18 protein-coding genes and 1 tRNA gene are annotated in these 16,298 nt (G+C 64.4%); 7 read left to right on the top strand and 12 right to left on the bottom strand.

Features of this window, described 5'->3' with window-relative positions; translation table 11 throughout:
* The first annotated feature begins 449 nt into the window (after window positions 1–449).
* Window positions 450–523 (top strand) — tRNA-Gly (locus G6P99_RS44375).
* Between the two features lie 32 nt (window positions 524–555).
* Complete coding sequence (locus G6P99_RS44370; RefSeq protein WP_084518239.1) at window positions 556–798, top strand: DUF3551 domain-containing protein; 243 nt, start codon at window positions 556–558, stop codon at window positions 796–798.
* A 550-nt stretch (window positions 799–1,348) separates the two neighbouring features.
* On the opposite strand, the gene G6P99_RS44365 is transcribed toward G6P99_RS44370, so the two are convergent.
* Window positions 1,349–2,368 (bottom strand): LLM class flavin-dependent oxidoreductase, encoded by a 1,020-nt coding sequence (locus G6P99_RS44365; RefSeq protein ID WP_029077880.1) that lies wholly within the window; start codon window positions 2,366–2,368, stop codon window positions 1,349–1,351.
* 246 nt (window positions 2,369–2,614) lie between these two features.
* On the opposite strand from G6P99_RS44365, the gene G6P99_RS44360 reads away from it, so the two are divergent.
* Together G6P99_RS44360 and G6P99_RS44355 are read left to right on the top strand one after the other, a co-directional pair.
* Entirely contained in the window at window positions 2,615–3,781 is a 1,167-nt protein-coding gene (locus G6P99_RS44360) for an NADH:flavin oxidoreductase/NADH oxidase (RefSeq protein WP_029077879.1), read from the top strand.
* A 25-nt stretch (window positions 3,782–3,806) separates the two neighbouring features.
* Window positions 3,807–4,736 (top strand): dihydrodipicolinate synthase family protein, encoded by a 930-nt coding sequence (locus G6P99_RS44355; RefSeq protein WP_029077878.1) that lies wholly within the window; start codon window positions 3,807–3,809, stop codon window positions 4,734–4,736.
* Window positions 4,737–4,742: 6 nt separating this feature from the next.
* Here G6P99_RS44355 and G6P99_RS44350 read toward each other — a convergent pair whose 3' ends face one another.
* The 7 genes from G6P99_RS44350 to G6P99_RS44320 form a co-directional block, all read right to left on the bottom strand.
* Window positions 4,743–5,912 (bottom strand): cytochrome P450, encoded by a 1,170-nt coding sequence (locus G6P99_RS44350; protein WP_165126540.1) that lies wholly within the window; start codon window positions 5,910–5,912, stop codon window positions 4,743–4,745.
* Window positions 5,913–6,020: 108 nt separating this feature from the next.
* Window positions 6,021–6,818 carry a helix-turn-helix transcriptional regulator gene (locus G6P99_RS44345; RefSeq protein WP_029077876.1) on the bottom strand — a complete coding sequence of 266 codons (798 nt, stop codon included), beginning with the start codon at window positions 6,816–6,818 and terminating at the stop codon, window positions 6,021–6,023.
* Between the two features lie 125 nt (window positions 6,819–6,943).
* On the bottom strand, window positions 6,944–7,306 hold the full coding sequence (locus G6P99_RS44340; protein WP_029077875.1) for a nuclear transport factor 2 family protein: 363 nt from the start codon (window positions 7,304–7,306) through the stop codon (window positions 6,944–6,946).
* A gap of 93 nt (window positions 7,307–7,399) precedes the next feature.
* Window positions 7,400–7,720 (bottom strand): cupredoxin domain-containing protein, encoded by a 321-nt coding sequence (locus tag G6P99_RS44335; protein WP_029077874.1) that lies wholly within the window; start codon window positions 7,718–7,720, stop codon window positions 7,400–7,402.
* A gap of 11 nt (window positions 7,721–7,731) precedes the next feature.
* Window positions 7,732–8,253 carry a DUF4142 domain-containing protein gene (locus G6P99_RS44330; RefSeq protein ID WP_029077873.1) on the bottom strand — a complete coding sequence of 174 codons (522 nt, stop codon included), beginning with the start codon at window positions 8,251–8,253 and terminating at the stop codon, window positions 7,732–7,734.
* A gap of 94 nt (window positions 8,254–8,347) precedes the next feature.
* Window positions 8,348–9,037: an RNA polymerase sigma factor gene (locus G6P99_RS44325; RefSeq protein ID WP_029077872.1), complete on the bottom strand. Its 690-nt coding sequence runs from the start codon at window positions 9,035–9,037 to the stop codon at window positions 8,348–8,350.
* A 104-nt stretch (window positions 9,038–9,141) separates the two neighbouring features.
* Entirely contained in the window at window positions 9,142–10,050 is a 909-nt protein-coding gene (locus tag G6P99_RS44320) for a LysR family transcriptional regulator (protein WP_029077871.1), read from the bottom strand.
* Between the two features lie 106 nt (window positions 10,051–10,156).
* Between G6P99_RS44320 and G6P99_RS44315 the strand changes: the two genes are divergently transcribed.
* Complete coding sequence (locus G6P99_RS44315; protein WP_165126537.1) at window positions 10,157–11,224, top strand: aromatic ring-hydroxylating dioxygenase subunit alpha; 1,068 nt, start codon at window positions 10,157–10,159, stop codon at window positions 11,222–11,224.
* Between the two features lie 194 nt (window positions 11,225–11,418).
* Window positions 11,419–12,567 carry an alpha/beta fold hydrolase gene (locus tag G6P99_RS44310; RefSeq protein ID WP_246709416.1) on the top strand — a complete coding sequence of 383 codons (1,149 nt, stop codon included), beginning with the start codon at window positions 11,419–11,421 and terminating at the stop codon, window positions 12,565–12,567.
* Window positions 12,568–12,658: 91 nt separating this feature from the next.
* Here G6P99_RS44310 and G6P99_RS44305 read toward each other — a convergent pair whose 3' ends face one another.
* From G6P99_RS44305 to G6P99_RS44290, 4 genes are all read right to left on the bottom strand, one after another.
* Window positions 12,659–13,009 (bottom strand): RidA family protein, encoded by a 351-nt coding sequence (locus tag G6P99_RS44305; RefSeq protein ID WP_029077869.1) that lies wholly within the window; start codon window positions 13,007–13,009, stop codon window positions 12,659–12,661.
* A 143-nt stretch (window positions 13,010–13,152) separates the two neighbouring features.
* Complete coding sequence (locus G6P99_RS44300) at window positions 13,153–14,055, bottom strand: alpha/beta hydrolase family esterase (RefSeq protein ID WP_245284488.1); 903 nt, start codon at window positions 14,053–14,055, stop codon at window positions 13,153–13,155.
* A 101-nt stretch (window positions 14,056–14,156) separates the two neighbouring features.
* Window positions 14,157–15,041, bottom strand: a complete 885-nt coding sequence (locus G6P99_RS44295; RefSeq protein WP_246709817.1) for a CDGSH iron-sulfur domain-containing protein — start codon at window positions 15,039–15,041, stop codon at window positions 14,157–14,159.
* The gene (locus tag G6P99_RS44290; RefSeq protein ID WP_246709415.1) at window positions 14,978–15,613 is read right to left on the bottom strand and encodes a (4Fe-4S)-binding protein; all 636 of its coding nucleotides are present in this window, start codon (window positions 15,611–15,613) and stop codon (window positions 14,978–14,980) included. The genes G6P99_RS44295 and G6P99_RS44290 overlap by 64 nt, the downstream gene beginning before the upstream one ends.
* Window positions 15,614–15,717: 104 nt before the next feature.
* Here G6P99_RS44290 and G6P99_RS44285 point away from each other — a divergent pair, with 104 nt between their 5' ends.
* The gene (locus tag G6P99_RS44285) at window positions 15,718–16,086 is read left to right on the top strand and encodes a winged helix-turn-helix transcriptional regulator (protein WP_165126534.1); all 369 of its coding nucleotides are present in this window, start codon (window positions 15,718–15,720) and stop codon (window positions 16,084–16,086) included.
* Window positions 16,087–16,298 lie beyond the last annotated feature (212 nt).

The raw sequence follows: 16,298 nt of genomic DNA, 5'->3' as shown, positions 1-16,298 counted from the left end.
CGACGTCGATCTCAAGACGCTCGTCTGGACGCGCGGTGCGGTCTTCCCCGGCTCCGATCTCGCGTCAAGACTCAAATGCCCGAGCTGTGGATCGCGTCGAGTGTCGCGCTCGTTTTTCACATGCCCAGAGAGCGCAGGCCATGAAGTCCAAGGGGGACCGAGTTGGGAGAGCCGGAAGGCCGCGCAGGAGTTCATTGCGCGCAGCCGGTGTTGATTGCGAGTGATTGCTTCAAGGCGACTAGGCCCCATCGGAGGGGACGCGATGTGCGGCCGGCCAGAATTGATTTTTTGGGGACAATTCCTCGTTGAGATCGCGACGAAGCGATTGGTGCGAGCCATTGGATATGGAATTTTATATGCCGCTGCGCTAAGGTCGGGTGGCAACGGCGTGCCAAAACCGTGCCACGGCACTTGAGTGCCAAATAATAAAGTAACGGTATCAGTTACTTGCGGGCGTAGTTCAATGGTAGAACGGCAGCTTCCCAAGCTGCATACGAGGGTTCGATTCCCTTCGCCCGCTCCAATGTATTTCGCCGTGATAGCAGGAGACCTGATGTGAAGTTGCTTGGAGCGCTGCTGCTTGCGCTAAGCGCGCTTTGCATGACAAGGCCGGCGTCTGCACAAATGTATGATCCACGCTATCCGGTCTGCATGCATGCTTACGGTTCGTTGATCGGCGATCGAATGGACTGCATCTTCACGTCGCTGGATCAGTGCCAGGCGGCCGCCATGGGGCTTCCGGCGACCTGTCTGGTCAACCCTTTTTACGCGCCAAGATCGGTGCGCCCTTACAGGTGAACGGTAACTTTTTCCGCGCGTATGCGCGGGCGTCCATTTTGAGATCGATGCATGGAATGGTGGCACTACGCGCTCTTTGCGGTCGTTCTGATCGGGTGCGCATTTGTGGTTCGCGGCCGTCGCGGCAAGAATTCGAAAGAGGATCAGGAACTGAACCGGCGGATTGACGAGCGCGTCGAGCGTCTCGATCTCACTCGCCGCAATCGCGACAGGGATTCCTGACCGAGATTCGCAGAGCCAATCCGCAGGCAGGCTTCCCGCGATGATCCCGGGATAATACGGCGATCTGTTCACGCAACGTGCGCATCTAACGCACTGTACTCAACCTGTTCTTCTCACAGGGCGCAGTTATGTTTCCGTAGTTCTCCGCGTTTGAGAACGAAGTTCCGCCGGAACGATCGCGCCGGTTCCCGCATTGGCCATATAGAACCGGCCATCCTCCGGCGAGAACGGTCGGTTCAAGCCCGCGGCGGATCGTCCCCTCTCAACCACCCCCTGGAAGACGGCCGCCGCGGGTCCTGATCCCGCGGCAAGCTCAGCGCCACCAAACTCAGCGCCAGCCCAAGGTGGGCGCGATCTGAGTCAGGATCGTCTCGATGACATGCGCGTTGTAGGCGACGCCGAGTTGATTGGGCACGGTCAGAAGCAGGGTGTCGGCCTCGGCGATCGCCTCGTCCGTCTTGAGCTGCTCGATCAGTCTGTCCGGCTCGGCGGCATAGCCGCGGCCGAAGATCGCGCGCGTCCGCTCGTCGATGAAGCCGATCTGGTCCTCCTCCTGCCCGTTGCCGAAATAGGCGCGATCGCGATCGTCGACCAGCGCGAAGATGCTGCGGCTCACCGAGATGCGCGGCGCCCGGGTGTGGCCGGCCTCCTTCCAGGCGGCGCGGTAGGCCCGGATCTGGGCGGCCTGCTGGATGTGGAAGGCTTCGCCGGTCTCGTCGCTCTTCAGCGTCGAGCTCTGCAGATTCATTCCGAGCTTCGCGGCCCAGACTGCCGTGGCGTTCGAGCCGGCGCCCCACCAGATGCGCTCGCGCAGGCCCTCCGAGAGCGGTTCGAGCCGCAGCAGGCCGGGAGGATTGGGAAACATCGGCCGTGGATTCGGCTGCGCAAACCCCTGTCCGCGCAGCATGTCAAGGAAGATCTCGGCGTGACGCCGCCCCATGTCGGCGTCGGTCTGGCCCTCGCCCGGCTGATAGCCGAAATAGCGCCAGCCATCGATCACCTGCTCGGGTGAGCCGCGGCTGATGCCGAGTTGCAGGCGTCCGCCGGCGATGAGGTCGGCCGCGCCGGCGTCCTCGATCATGTAGAGCGGATTTTCGTAGCGCATATCGATCACGGCGGTGCCGATTTCGATCCGGCTGGTCTTCGCGCCGACCGCCGCCAGCAGCGGGAAGGGCGAGGCCAGCTGGCGGGCGAAGTGATGGACGCGGAAATACGCGCCGTCCGCGCCGAGCTCTTCGGCGGCGACCGCGAGGTCGATCGATTGCAGCAGCACATCGGCGGCTGAGCGGGCCTGCGATTGCGGCGAGGGCGTCCAGTGCCCGAACGAGAGGAATCCGATTTTTTTCATATCGGCAATGTAGGCATGCCTGACGCAAATTGCGATCGGTTGCGTGATACGGCGGTGACACGAAAGTGTTTATCAACCCGTGAAAATTTCTGCAGCCGGGGCTTCGGGTTTGGATGATTCCCCATCGCGTGCACGGCGCATGCATCCAGGTCCTGCCGCCTGCGCCGTTGTGCAGCTTGCGATGATGCGGCGCGCCGCTTAGCTTTCGGCGGCCGTTTTCCCGCCACCACGTTTCCGCAGGTCCCGATGTCGCAGCCCGTTCTGTTTCAGCCGATCACGCTTCGCGGCGTGACCTCCCGAAACCGCATCCTGATTTCGCCGATGTGCCAATATTCGGCGACCGACGGTATCGCCAATGACTGGCACCTTGTGCATCTCGGCAAATTCGCCCAGGGCGGCGCTGGGCTCGTGATGGTCGAGGCCGCGGCGGTTACGGCCGAGGGCCGCATCACCCATGGCGATGTCGGTATCTGGAACGACGAGCAGATCGCGCCGCTCGAGCGCATCGCGGCCTTCCTGAAGGACAACGGCGCTGTGCCGTCGATCCAGCTCGCGCATGCCGGCCGCAAGGCCAGCATGCAGCGTCCATGGTACGGCAATGCCGCACTCGACGAGGCCGACCGCGCCCGTGGCGAACTGCCATGGCGGACGGTGGCGCCGAGCGCGATCCCGATGGAAGACGGCTGGCTGATGCCGCACGCGCTCGACGTCGCCGATCTCGCAGCGCTGCGCGAGCAATGGCGGCGCGCCACCTTGCGCGCGGTGGAGGCCGGTTTCGAATTCGTCGAGGTGCATTGTGCGCATGGCTATCTGCTGCACGAATTCCTCTCGCCACTGTCGAACCGCCGCAGCGATGCCTATGGCGGCGACCGTGCCGGGCGGATGCGCTATCCGCTCGAGATCATCGAGACCGTGCGCGTGGCCTGGCCCGCGGAGCGGCCATTGTCGGTACGCATCTCCTCGGTCGACGGCATCGACGGCGGACTCGCGCTCGAGGACCAGATCGCATTCGCCCGGGAAGCCAAGGCGCGCGGCGCCGATCTGATCGATTGCTCGTCGGGCGGCCTGCTCGGTTCGGCGACGGCGGCGCGGATTCCGCGCGGCTACGGCTTTCAGGTGCCTTATGCCGCCGAAATCCGCCGCGCCGCCGATGTTGCCACCATTGCAGTCGGCCTCATCCTGCATCCGCAGCAGGCCGAGGATGTTCTGGCGGGCGGCCATGCCGATCTGGTCGCGATCGGCCGCGAAGCGCTGTTCGATCCGAACTGGCCGCTGCATGCCGAGCTTGCGCTTGGCGGCAGAAGCGGCGAGGTTTTCGCGTCCTGGCCGAAGCAATATGGCTGGTGGCTGGAGCGGCGCGAGCCGGGCCTGCGCAGGCTCGAAGGCCCGCCGCTGCCGTTCCGCAAGATCTGACATGAAGCCCTGAGAGGTCGTCATCATGACATCAATCGCAAAGCGTCCCTATCGTGGCGTCTTCCCCGTGGCGCCGACCATCTTTGATGCCAACGGCAATGTCGACCTCGAAGGCCAGCGGCGTTGCATCGACTTCATGATCGACGCCGGCTCCCACGGCATCTGCATCCTCGCCAATTTCTCCGAACAGTTCGTGCTGACCGATGCCGAGCGCGAAACCGTGATGCACGCCGTGCTCGAACATGTTGCGGGGCGGATTCCCGTCATCGTCACGACGACGCATTTCTCCTCGGCGGTCTGTGCGGCGCGCAGCCGGGAGGCGGAAGCCGCCGGTGCCGCCATGGTCATGGTGATGCCGCCCTATCACGGCGCGACCTTCCGCGTGCCGGAGCCGGGCATCTATGAGTTCTATCGGGTGGTATCGGATGCCATCAAGATCCCGATCATGATCCAGGACGCGCCGGTCGCGGGCACGCCGCTCTCGGTGGATTTTCTGGCGCGAATGGCGAAGGGGCTTGCCAATATCAGGTACTTCAAGATCGAGGTGCCGATGGCGGCGAACAAGCTGCGCGGCCTGATCGAGAAGGGCGGCGCCGAGATCGAGGGGCCGTGGGACGGCGAAGAGGCGATCACCCTGATGGCCGATCTCGACGCCGGCGCCACCGGCGCGATGACCGGCGGCGGCTATCCCGACGGCATCCGCCAGATCATGGATCCGTTCTTCGCGGGCCGGCGCGACGAAGCAGTGCGGGCCTATGCGCGCTGGCTGCCGCTGATCAACTACGAGAACCGCCAATGCGGGTTGCAGGCCTGCAAGGTCCTGATGCGCGAAGGCGGCGTCATCAAGTCCGACATGGTGCGCCATCCACTACAGCCGCTGCACCCGGCTACGCGAGCGGGGCTGATCGAGATCGCGCGCGCGCTCGATCCGGTCGTGCTGCGTTGGGGACGGTAACAGCGCTTATGCGTCCCACGCCACTGGCAGATCCAGCAGGCCGCGGAACGCCCAGCCGCCGATCCGCGGCGGCTTGTCCTCGATCAGGCGCAGGTTTTTCAGCCGGTTGAAGATCGCGGGCAGCGCGACGTCGGCGACCATGGCGCGCGAGGCCCAGGCGCCGGCGCAGAAATGCGGGCCGGCGCCGAACGCGATGCTCTTGCTGGCGTCGCGGCGCACGTCGAACGCGTCGGGCCGGTCGAAATGCTTCTCGTCGCGGTTCGCCGAGCCGAACATCAGGAACACGCGCTCATTGGTCTCGAACGCGACGTCCCGGATCGTCCAGGGCTTTGCGATCCGCCGCGGCGACATGCCGATCGGCGAGATCCAGCGCGCATATTCCTCGAACACCTGCAACCACGGGACCGCGCCGCTGGTCGCTAGCGCAAGCTGATCCGGATGGGTCAGCAGCGCCCACACCGTTCCGGCGATCGCGTCGCGCGGCTCATTCTGGCCGCCCGAGATCGCGAGCTTGATGTTGGCGCGCACGCTTTCCATCGGCATGTCCGTTTGCAGCATCACGCCGAGCAGGCTGAGATCGGGCGTCTTGCGCAGCACCGGCACCATGTCGTCGATCGCGGCATCGATGCCCGAGGTCGCCGCGTGGCAGCGCGCCTCGATCGCCGGGTCGCCGACATAATTGGCGATCCCGTCGATCATGCCCTGCGACCAGGCGTTCATGTCCTGGAAGCGCATGTTGGTGAGGCCGGTGATCGACTTCAGGCATTCGGCCGAGAACGGCAGCGCGAAGGCCTGCACGAAATCAACCAGCCCGTCCGGCTTCAATTCGTCGAGAATGCGCGTGGCATGTCGCTCGAATTGCGCGGTCCAGTGCGACCTGACGGTCTTCGGCGAGATCGCCGGGAAGATCGCCTTACGCTCGTTCATGTGCGCATCGCCGTCCTTGCGCATCATGTTGTGGCCCATCAGTCTGTTCATCAATCCTTCGGGCTGGTGCGACGAGAACACGTCGATCTGCTTCTCGGAGACGAAGATGTCGTCGCGGTTGCACAGCAGGGTGCTGCCGAGCTGCGGCACGAAGGCGATCGGCGCTTCCTTGCGCATCCGCGCGAGCGTCGGATAGGGGTCCTGCCAGAAGGCTGGCACATCGATGTCGAAATGGGGTGCGGTGCTCACGACTTGATCTCAGGTTGGCCTCAGGTTTCGGGCCAAGCATAGGCTGGAAAGCGCCGCCGGTCTGTCCCCACCGTTGGGGACAGACGGAAGCCACCGCTCAAGGCCCCCTCAGTTCAACTGGCGCGCGGACGCGATCAGGCGCAGCGCGATCGCGAACAGCTCGTTCTGCGAGGAAATGCCGAGCTTGTCATAGGCACGCTTGCGATAGGTGAGGGCGGAGTGCAGCCCGATGCCGAGGTCGGCGGCGATCGCTTCCGAGCTGAGGCCGGAGAGGATGCGCAGGCAGACCTCCCTCTCGCGCCCGGTCAGCCGGGCGAGCGGTGCTGCCGTGGCAAACAGGGTCTGCAGCCGGGCGATCGGGTCGGCATCCGGCGCCATGTCGCGCTGGAAGTGCCGCGCCACGGCCGCGGTCAACGCGGGCGCGACCGCGGCCAGCCGCGCGATCTGTTCGCGGCTGAAGCGGCCCTGCGCTGTGATCTGGTAGAAGTTGACATAGAAGCAGGTGTCGCCGGTCCAGATCGCGGAGGCGAACTTGTCGACGATGTCGGAATCGTCGAAGAAGATCTTGCGGTAGCCGTCGCTGTACATCCGGCGAGCAAAGTTCGGCAGCACGATCGGCGTGGCCTGCGCCTGCCCCTCGAACACCGCATCGCGGTTCGGGTCGGCCTGATGGAAATGTTCGGAATAGGCGATCCCAAGCTCACGCCCGGTCGGGATGTTGCCGACGTCGAGCAGGCACGCGGTGGACCGCGGGCCTGTAAACGAGAACACCATGCAGTGGCCGACGCCGGCGACGCGGCGCAGCGAACCGATCAGGGCTTGCGGAAAGCTGTCACGGCCGATCGCCAGCAGCGCCGGCGTGATGTCGCTGACGACAGAAGTCTTGAAGGCGAAATCTGCCTTCATGGCGTCCTCCCTGTGTTTCGGGAAGATTAGCAGCGACATCACCGACTTGGAAGCGGACCATAGCGTATTCGAGTGAAGTGGGGCCCGGTTCGCGCGAAGAAAACGAGTCGAACAAGAAGCTCGCGTCAGGCGCCCGGCACCTGGTCGAGGAAGCCGGTGATGCTCCTGATCCGGCCGTCCTTCAGCATGGCGAAGTCGGTGCCCTTGATCGGGCTGTCGACGCCGTCGGGTCCGAGACCCCAGGAGAAGCGGACATGGTCGCCGAAGCCGTTCGGCTCGCCGATCAGCTTGAAGGTGAAGTCCGGAAACTTCTGCTGCACGCCTGCGATCAGCGCGTCGACGCCCTCATGGCCGTCGCCGCTCATCAGCGGATCGACATAGCGCGCATCGGCGGTCCAGTTCTGGCTCAGCATCTCCCGGCGCCGGCTCGGCGTCCGCTCGTTCCAGAGCTCGATGTAATTGCGGGCGATGGTGGCGTGGTCGGTCATGGTGCTCTCCTTCGATGGGCCGGACTGTGCGGCTGTCCGGACTATCGAAGGTTCGCAGGCATCGATCGATTACCTCGGAGGTCATCGCGCGAGCTACGGCGCGATTGTCAGCACCGCCTTCATGTTGGGATGGTAGCGGCAGTAATAGTCGACCGTACCGGCCTTGGTCAGAACCGACTTGACCGTTTTCTTCGGCGCAATCGTCACATCGAAGTCGCCGTTCTTCGCGGTGGCGGTGTGGGCCAAGACGTCCTTGTTGACCCATTCGATGGTGTCGCCGACCTTGGCCGATACCTCGGCCGGCGCGATTACCAAATTCTCCATCACGATCTGGATGGTGGCCGCATGCGCCGGGACAGCCGTCGCGCCGAACACGAGCAAGGCGAGCGTTGCGAGATAGCGTCCTGGCAACATCATGCGTCTCCCTATTTCAGGCTGGCCGCGACATGTTCGGCATGCTGCTGGTGGCCCTGGAAGATCTTCAGGCCGGTCTCCAGCAGGCCCTTCAGCTCGGGATTGCTGGCGGAGGGGATCAGCTGCGTCTCCAGCGCCGTGTTGACGGTCTTGTGGTAGGCGACCTCGTTGTCGATATAGGCCTTGTCGTAGGCGGTGCCCGTCAGCTTGCCGAGCTCGGCAAGCTTGTCGGCCGCCTGCTTCGACAGCGCCTTGCTGGTGTCGTTGTCCTCCGGCGTCACCTTCAGCTTCTTGACGAGGTCGAGCGCCTGCTTGTTCACCGCCTCATGGTCGCGCGCCATGTCCTGGGCGAACGCCTTGACCTCCTTGTTGGACGCCTTCGCCTCCGCCTGCTTGGCGGCATTGATGTCGATCACGCCGGCGGTGTAGGCGATGTGTGCGATCTGCGGATCGGTCGGCTTTGCGCCCTGCGCCAGTGCTGCTCCGCTGAGAACGCTGAGCGCGGCGACCGCGATGCTCAATCGAACGAACATGGTTTGACACTCCTGTTGAGCCGGGCGTAGCGCGCGGCACGTTGTTGGTTGCACAGGAGTTGGATGGTGCGGACGCGCAGAGGTTCCCGAAAATCTATGCTGTGGCGCCGAGCCGTTTCAAAACCGCCTCGGTCAATCGCTCGCAGCGTCTGCCCGCAAAGGGAAAGGCCTCCATCACGATGGGGCCGATCTTCCGCTCGACATTGTCGCGCAGCATGGTCCGGGCACGGTGCAGGCGGGTCTTCACGGTTTCCGGCTTCAGGCCGAGGATTTCAGCGGTCTCCTCGACATTCATGCCCTCGATCACCCGGGTGATGAAGACGAGGCGGAACGCCTCGGGCAGTTCATCGATAGCGCGCTCGACAACATGCTGGATTTCGCGTTGGGCCATGGATTTTTCCGGATCGTCCGCTGACGACAAGGGGAACTGGATGATCTGGGCCTCAAGGGCGCCTCTCGGCAGCTCGGACCATTCCACGCTTGTGTGCCTGCTGCGCAGGCGGCCGAGCGCCTCGTTGATCGCGATCCGCGACAGCCAGGTCGAGAGGCTGGAGTCGCCGCGGAACTGGTCCAGATGGGTAAAGGCGCGCACATAGGCCTCCTGAACCACATCCTCGGCCTCGTTATCGTTGCGGAGGATGCCGCGCGCCAGCCGGAACAGCCGGCGATTGTTCGCCTGCATGATGGCGCGAACCGCGGCCTCGTCGCGGGCGAGCGCGCGTTGCACCAATTCGGCATCGCCAGAGCTGATCGGCGGTGGTTGCTTTACCTGGGCCTGGCGCATGGCTGGATCGCCTCACTGTTCACTGATTATCGACATTAGATGCCGCGGGGCCGGCCAGGTTCCCGAGAAAATCGTGGTTGGCCAAAACAGCCGTCAATCAGTAGTCACGGTCTGATATAGGCCTCCGGATCGCCCCGCGCATGCGCCTCCATCGCATCGAGGAAGCAGCGCACCTTGGCCGGGACAAATTGCCGCGCGGGCAACAGCGCGTGCACGTTCAGCGGCTCGCAGGCGTGGTCGGGCAACAGCCGCCGCAACTCGCCGGCGGCGACCGCGGCGCGGGTGTAGCTTGCGGTGACCCGCAGCACGCCATGACCAGCGAGCGCCGCCTGCAGGCGGACATGGGCATTCGAGCTGGTGAGCCGGGCGCGGTCGACCGCGAGATGCTCGACCGCACCGCCGGGAGCGGTGATCGCCCATGGCGGATCGCTCGGGCCGGTCAACAGCGGCAGCTTTCTCAGCTCAATCAGCGTGCGCGGCTCGCCGAACTTCTCCAGCAGCGCCGGCGCCGCGAACAGGCCGCGTTCGAGGGTGAAGACGCGGCGGATCACGATGTCGGCCGACGGCAGCGGCGCCTCCAGCATCGCGAACACGATGTCGTAGTTTTCGGCGATCGGGTTGACGATGTCGTGCTCGACATCGATCCGGATCGCAAGCTCCGGATAGCGGCCCATCACGGCGCAGGCGACCGGCCCTGCGTGATGCGCGCCGAATTCGTAAGGCGCCTTGATGCGCAGCGTGCCTGCGACCGCGCTGCTCATCGCCAGCGCCTCGCTGTGGGTGTCGTGCAGCGCGGTGAACAGCGGGCGCACCTTGCGATAGATGGTCTCGCCGGAATCGGTCAGCCGCAGGTGTCGCGTGGTCCGCTCGATCAGCCGCAGCCCGAGATTGGCCTCGAGACGCTGCACCGCAGCACTGAGGCTCGATTTGGGATGTCCGAGCACGCGCGCGGCCGCGGTGAAGCCGCCATGCTCGACAACCTCGCAAAACAGCTCCCAATCGCGCCACTCCATGGCCGATTGTCCATCCAGCGGTACAGTGTGTCCAGCCAAATCGGATTATCGCGGTGATCGCAATCACCTAACCTGGTCGCAACCAAATCTGCATCGGAAGGGCGAGATGGTCGACGACAACGGAATTTTCCTGCGCAACGCCTGGTATGTGGCGGCGCTGAATCACGAGCTGATCGACGGCAAGAAGCTGGCGCGCACCATCCTGGAGCGGCCGATCGTGCTCTATCGCGGCTCGAGCGGAAAGGTGGTCGCGCTCGACGACCGTTGCTGCCATCGCGCCGCGCCGCTCTCGATGGGCCGCGTCGAGGGCGACGACATCAGGTGCATGTATCACGGCATGAAGTTCGCGGCCGACGGCAAGTGCATCCAGATTCCCGGCCAGGACGCGATCCCCGCCAAGCTCGGCGTGCGCAGCTATCCCGTGGTCGAGCGCTACAACATGATCTTCATCTGGACCGGCGATCCCGAGAAGGCCGATCCGAAGCTGATCCTGGATTATCCGCCGCTCGAAGATCCAAAATGGCGCGGCTTGCCGGGCTACATGCACTACAAGGCCAACTGGCTCCTGATCGTCGACAACCTCAGCGACTTCGCCCATCTCGCCTTCGTTCACACCAACACGCTCGGCGGTTCCGAGGAATACGCCTACAAGACCAAGCCGGTCGCGATCGAGAAGCTGGACGACGGCTTCCGCGTCGAGCGTTGGCACATGGGCGCCGATGCGCCGCCTTACCACAAGAAGGTGATTTCCAACCGGGCCGATAAGGTCGATCGTCGCAATATCGGCCGCATGATCGTTCCGGGTATCTTCACGCTCGATACCACGTTTGCGCCGGCCGGGCAGGGCGTGGAGAAGGGCGCTCAGGTTCCGGGTACGCGCTCATATCGCAACGCGCAATTCATGACGCCGGAGACGCGCTCGTCGACGCACTTCTTCTGGAATTACCTGCACGACTTCGACACCGACAACCCCAACATCGCGCTGTCGCTGCGGCATTCCCTTGAGGAGGCCTTCAATGAGGACAAGGACATCATCGAAGCCCAGCAGAAGGTGTTCGACGTTGATCCGGACTATCAGCTGCTCGCGATCGGCGCCGATGCGCCGCTGACCTATTTCCGCTGGCTGTTCGCGCGCAGGCTCGATGCGGAGAAGGGCGCGGCACGCGCGGCATAGTCGCTGAAGCGACGGCCGTCACGGCCTGATCGCAAGCTGCGCCGGGATCGCGAGATCGTGACGTCCCGGCGTGGCTGCACTCCAGCGGGTTTGGCGTAAAGTGATCAACTTGAATTCGTCGGTTTTCGATCAGGGTCAAGGCTTCGACCCGCGTTGGCCAGACTTTCCTGGTGGCGATCAATCGGTGAATGAGCTTGCCCGACAAGGCGGATCCATCGGAACGAAGTGCGAGCGCCAGCTGGGTGCAGGACGCCTGGCTGTGGCCGTTTGAAGCCACGCGATTGGCGCTGGACATCTACTCGCAGTGGTACCCCAATCGCGCGCCGGAGCCGGCGGATGCGTCAGGCGACGCGGCGCTGCCCTGGACGACGGCCCACTCGGTCGCGCTTCAACTGCCGTCGATGCGCCTGCTGGACTTTTCAAGCGCGGTCGAAGGCCCGCCGCTGCTGGTCTGCGCGCCCTATGCGCTGCACCGCGCGCAGATCGCGGATATTGCCCCCGGCCACAGCCTGATGGAGGCGTTACAGCAGGCGGGTCTGGCGCGTCTCTATCTCACGGATTGGCGCTCGGCGGCACCGGAGACGCGATATTTCTCGATCGACACCTATCTGTCTGATCTCAACGTGGCCGTCGACACGATCGGGCCGCCGGTCGACCTTGCAGGTCTCTGTCAAGGCGGTTGGCTGTCGTTGCTTTATGCGGCGCGCTTTCCCGGCAAGGTGCGGCGGCTCGTGCTTTCAGGCAGCCCGGTCGACGTCTCGGTGCCGTCGGAGCTTTCCAGGATGGTCGCCTCGCTGCCACAGCAAGGCTTCGAGGCGATGGTGCGCCAGGGAGATGGGATCGTCAGTGGCAAGCACATGCTGCAGCTCTGGAGCATTCCGTTCAGCCTGCCTGACGTGGAAGCGGCGCTGCAGCGGCGCCTCGACGGCAAGTCGGAGGATGCAAGGGCGCTGCTCGATCGTTTCACGCGCTGGAACAGTGAGACGCTCGATCTGCCGGGCACCTACTACCTTGAAGTGACCGACTGGATCTTTCGCCAGAACCGGATCGCCGCCGGTGACTTCGTCGCGCTGGGCTGCAAGATCGATCTTGCTGCGGTGAAGCTGCCGGTCTTCCTGCTCGCCGCGGAGAACGACATCGTTGTTCCGCCCGACCAGGCATTTGCAACAATGCGGCTGTTGGGCACGCCGCCCGCGTGGCTGCGAAGGGAGACCGAGCCCTGTGGCCATCTCGGCCTGTTCATGGGCTGCAGGGCTCTGGCCGGTTCATGGCGCCGGATTGCCCGCTGGCTGCAGTCCGATCTCGGTGAGGCCGCGGGCGAGCGATCGCGGATCAGCGCGTGAGTGCAAAATGAAAATGCCCCGAACTGCAATTCTGCAATCCGGGGCATCCGATATCCGTCGCGACAATTTGCGTCGCGTTTAGTTGCCGCGTTTACTTCGCCGCGACAACCATGATCTCGACATTGTACTGCGGCGCCGCGAGCTTGGCCTCGACGGTGGCGCGGGCCGGGGTGTTACCCTCCGAGACCCAGCCGTCCCACACCGCGTTCATCTCCGGGAACGTCTTCATGTCGGTGATGTAGATGGTCGCGCTGAGGAGTTTTGACTTGTCGGTGCCGGCCTTGGCCAAATGGCCGTCGATGATCGACAGGATGTCCTTGGTCTGGTCGATGACGCTGCCGCCCGCGGCCTTGCCGGCGACGACGCCGGCGAGATAGACGGTGTTGCCGTGCACGACGGCCTGGCTCATGCGCGGGCCTGTTTCGAAACGTTGAATGCTCATTTGGGTCTCCACTTGAATGGCGGGCATGTCTATAGCGTTTTCAAGCGAAGTGGCTACCGGTTCGCGTGAAGAAAACGCGTCAAAACGAGAGAACCTCTAGCCTGCCGCGGCGACCACCGCCACTGCACAATTTGCAGCACCGCTCACGGAAAACGCGCGAAGAAGGCCCAAATCGTATCGGCGCCGTCGATATCGCCGTTTTGTGGCCCGAGCAGCGCGGCCGCCAGTTTCGTAAAATGGGCGTCCGGGAAGTGGCCGGGCATGCGGTGACCTCCGCCATTCACCCGGTAGAGCACGACGTCACGTCCTTGCGGACAGACCGAGTCGATCCGTGTGACAGTTGATTGATCGGAAGGGTTGCGGTCGGGCAGATCGGTGGTTGCGGCGTCCTTGTTCTCGCAGCCATTGGTCCGCCGCCAGAATTGCAGGGTGCGTTCGGTCGACCAGAATCCGTCGACAGCGAAATAGCTGGTGCCGCGTCCACCCCGATAGGGGATCAGCGGGTCGACGGTGCCGTTCATCAGGAGCACCGGCACTGGACGCACAGGCCGGCAGGCGCCGGCGGATTCGTCGGTCAGGTTCATCACGACGCTGGCCGCCGCCGCGAACCGGTCGGCGCGTTCGCAGGCCAAGGTCATGGCCATCGCGCCGCCATTGGAGATGCCGGTGACATAGATGCGCTTCGGATCGGCGGTGCCGTCGCCCACCAGCTTCGCGATCAATTGCGCAATGAAGGCGACGTCGTCGGTGCCTTCCGGCGGCGGACCGGCGGCGCGCCGCGTGTTCGGCCGGGAGTCGGCCCAGGCGTGGTTCAACCCATCGGGATACGCCACCGCGAAGCCGTCGCGCCTGGCGATCAGTGGCCACGACGTCCGTGTGATCATGTCGGCGCTGCTCTGGGTCTTGCCGTGCAGCACGATGACGAGCGGCGCGGGCCTGGTTGCAGGTGGCTGCAGCGTGAATGTTCGCGTCGTGCCTTTGATGGTGAGTGAATCCGCGCGCACCGGCACGATGCTCAAGGCGATTGCGCCAGCCAAAGCAAGCATACCGATTGGACATCGTCGCATCGCCGAACAAGCCTGCTCCTGCCGCGGCGATTGCAGCATGCCGGCGAGGCGGGTTCAACCAGTCTTGCCGGAGCGTGGCGTCACGATCCGGCCGGCGGCTTCAGCGCATCGGCCCAGCGCGCGAACAGCGCGACTTGTTCAGCCGGCCAAGCGCCGTCGCAGGGCATGGTCCCGGCCTCCAGCCGGGCCAGGATCTGCCGGCGATGCTTGATCACGTCCTCCTCCTTCCAGAGGTCGAAGGCGAACAGCATCGAGTTGCGATCCATGGGCCGGAACAGCGGCCGGATGTGCGCTTCGAACTGCAGCGCCTCGCCCGGACCGGGCAGCGCTATGCTGGTCTCGGTTGCGGCTCGCGCGTCGCCTTCAATTGCGGATGGCCGCGCAGCGGGCGTTGCGTTGCAGACCCACCACCATCGCGGCACCGGCATGTTCGGCGGCGGTTTTGCGCCGACGCCCGAATTCTCCACCGCGATCCGTGAGCCCCATTCGATGTAGGCGACGAAAGCGGCGCGGGATTCCGGATCGGACGGCAGCCCGGCATCGTCGGCGCTCTGCACCATGTAGGTCGCCCACAGCGCACGCTGCTCCGGCCTGATCTCCTTGCCGATATGTTGCGACACCATCCGCCGATAGCCGCCATAGCGTTCTGTGTAGAAGCGCGGGCCGCCGAACACCTCGCTGAGCCAAGCCGCCACCCGTTCGGGATGATCCGGCGACATCTCGGCGAACAGCGGACTGAGCAGCGGGTCTTCCGGCACATAGCGGCTGTAGAAGATGCGCGTCATGTCGAGCAGCGCGGGATAGCCGCCGGCCCATTCGAACAGCGTCGGCTCGCGCATCGGATCGGGAACGGGATCGTGAAACGCGACGTTCCAGTGCATGCCGCTGCAGAACGGCTTGTTCAGCGACGAGCCGCAGCGGCACAGGCTGACATGCTCCTGCGACGCGCCGGTGTTCTGTGCGATCGGCGTGCCGTCCTCATCGACCAGTTCGACATGGCCGGTGACGCGATAGGGGCCGTCCTTCGACACTTCGATCTGCGGCGGCCGGCTGACGTCGGACAGGTTGCGTCGCGCACGGGGCCAATGCCGATCCCGAGCGCGCCCGATGGGCACCTGCGCACCGCGTTGATGAGATCGTCGAGCCGCGCGCCGCTCGGCGCGATGAAGGGCTCCTCGCCGAGATGAAACACTGAGCTGAGCCGGTCGGTGCAGAAGCCGGAATGCGCGCAGGTGCCGCGATTGTCGAACACATACGCCTGCTGCCCGGCATAGACGTCGAGCTTGTCGGGCACGCGCCGCGGATCCCTGGCGTCGGTGAAGCCGCGCGCGACGTGGCTGTCGTCGCAGAACGGTTTGGTCTGAGATTGCCCGCAGCGGCAGAGCAACACCGCCGCCTCGGCTGTAACAGGCACGCCGAGATGATCGACGATCGGAATGCCGGGCTCGGGTTCGTAGGGCCCGTTGCGTCTGACGGTGATGCGATTGCGAACCTGTTGCTGGTCGTTCAGTCGGTGGGCGGAACTGTCTTCTGTCATGCCTTGCAATGATCCCTGAACGCGCCCAGCCCGCGCAAAGCGTGCTTAGATGGATCGACGGCGGCTCTCAACGAACCAGATGGAAAGTGCCGCGGGAGAACGGGATGATCCGCAAGACCAAGCGCAAATATGGTTGCCCGGTCGAATTCTCGATCGATCAGCTCAGCGGCAAATGGAAGACTGTGATCCTGAGCCGGCTGAAGGTCAGGCCGATGCGCTATGGCGAACTGCGTCACGATATCCCGCAGCTCAGCGACAAGGTTTTGACCGAGCGCCTGCGCGATCTCTGCAATTCAGGCTTCATCAGGCAGGATCGCGGCGGCGGCTCCTCGCGCTACTGCCTGACCAAGCGCGGCGAGACGCTGAAGCCGATGCTGCAGGCGCTCTATGATTGGGGCGAGGCCAACGCCGACACGTTCGGCGTCCGCTTCCTCAGCGCGGAGGCGGATGAGAGGCGAGCGGGAGATCATTGAAATCAGGTTGGATCGGTCGGGCCGCAGCCTCGGTGCACCTCTCCCGCCTGCTCTGTCGCAAGGGCGCGTTGCCAAAATATCGAAAACAACCCCATGCAAAGTAGCCGGCGGCGGCGTTCGACCAGGCAACTTGACACGTCGGGCAACTCAGCGATATTCTTCTAATATTCCGAAATCGTGCCGGTGCCCCCTCACTCCGAGATCGGGCAAAA

The sequence above is a fragment of the Bradyrhizobium sp. 6(2017) genome (assembly GCF_011058295.2).
Lineage (GTDB): Bacteria > Pseudomonadota > Alphaproteobacteria > Rhizobiales > Xanthobacteraceae > Bradyrhizobium > Bradyrhizobium septentrionale.
The sequence above is the reverse complement of the archived record's forward strand: the minus strand, read 5'-3'. Positions and strand labels throughout refer to the sequence as shown.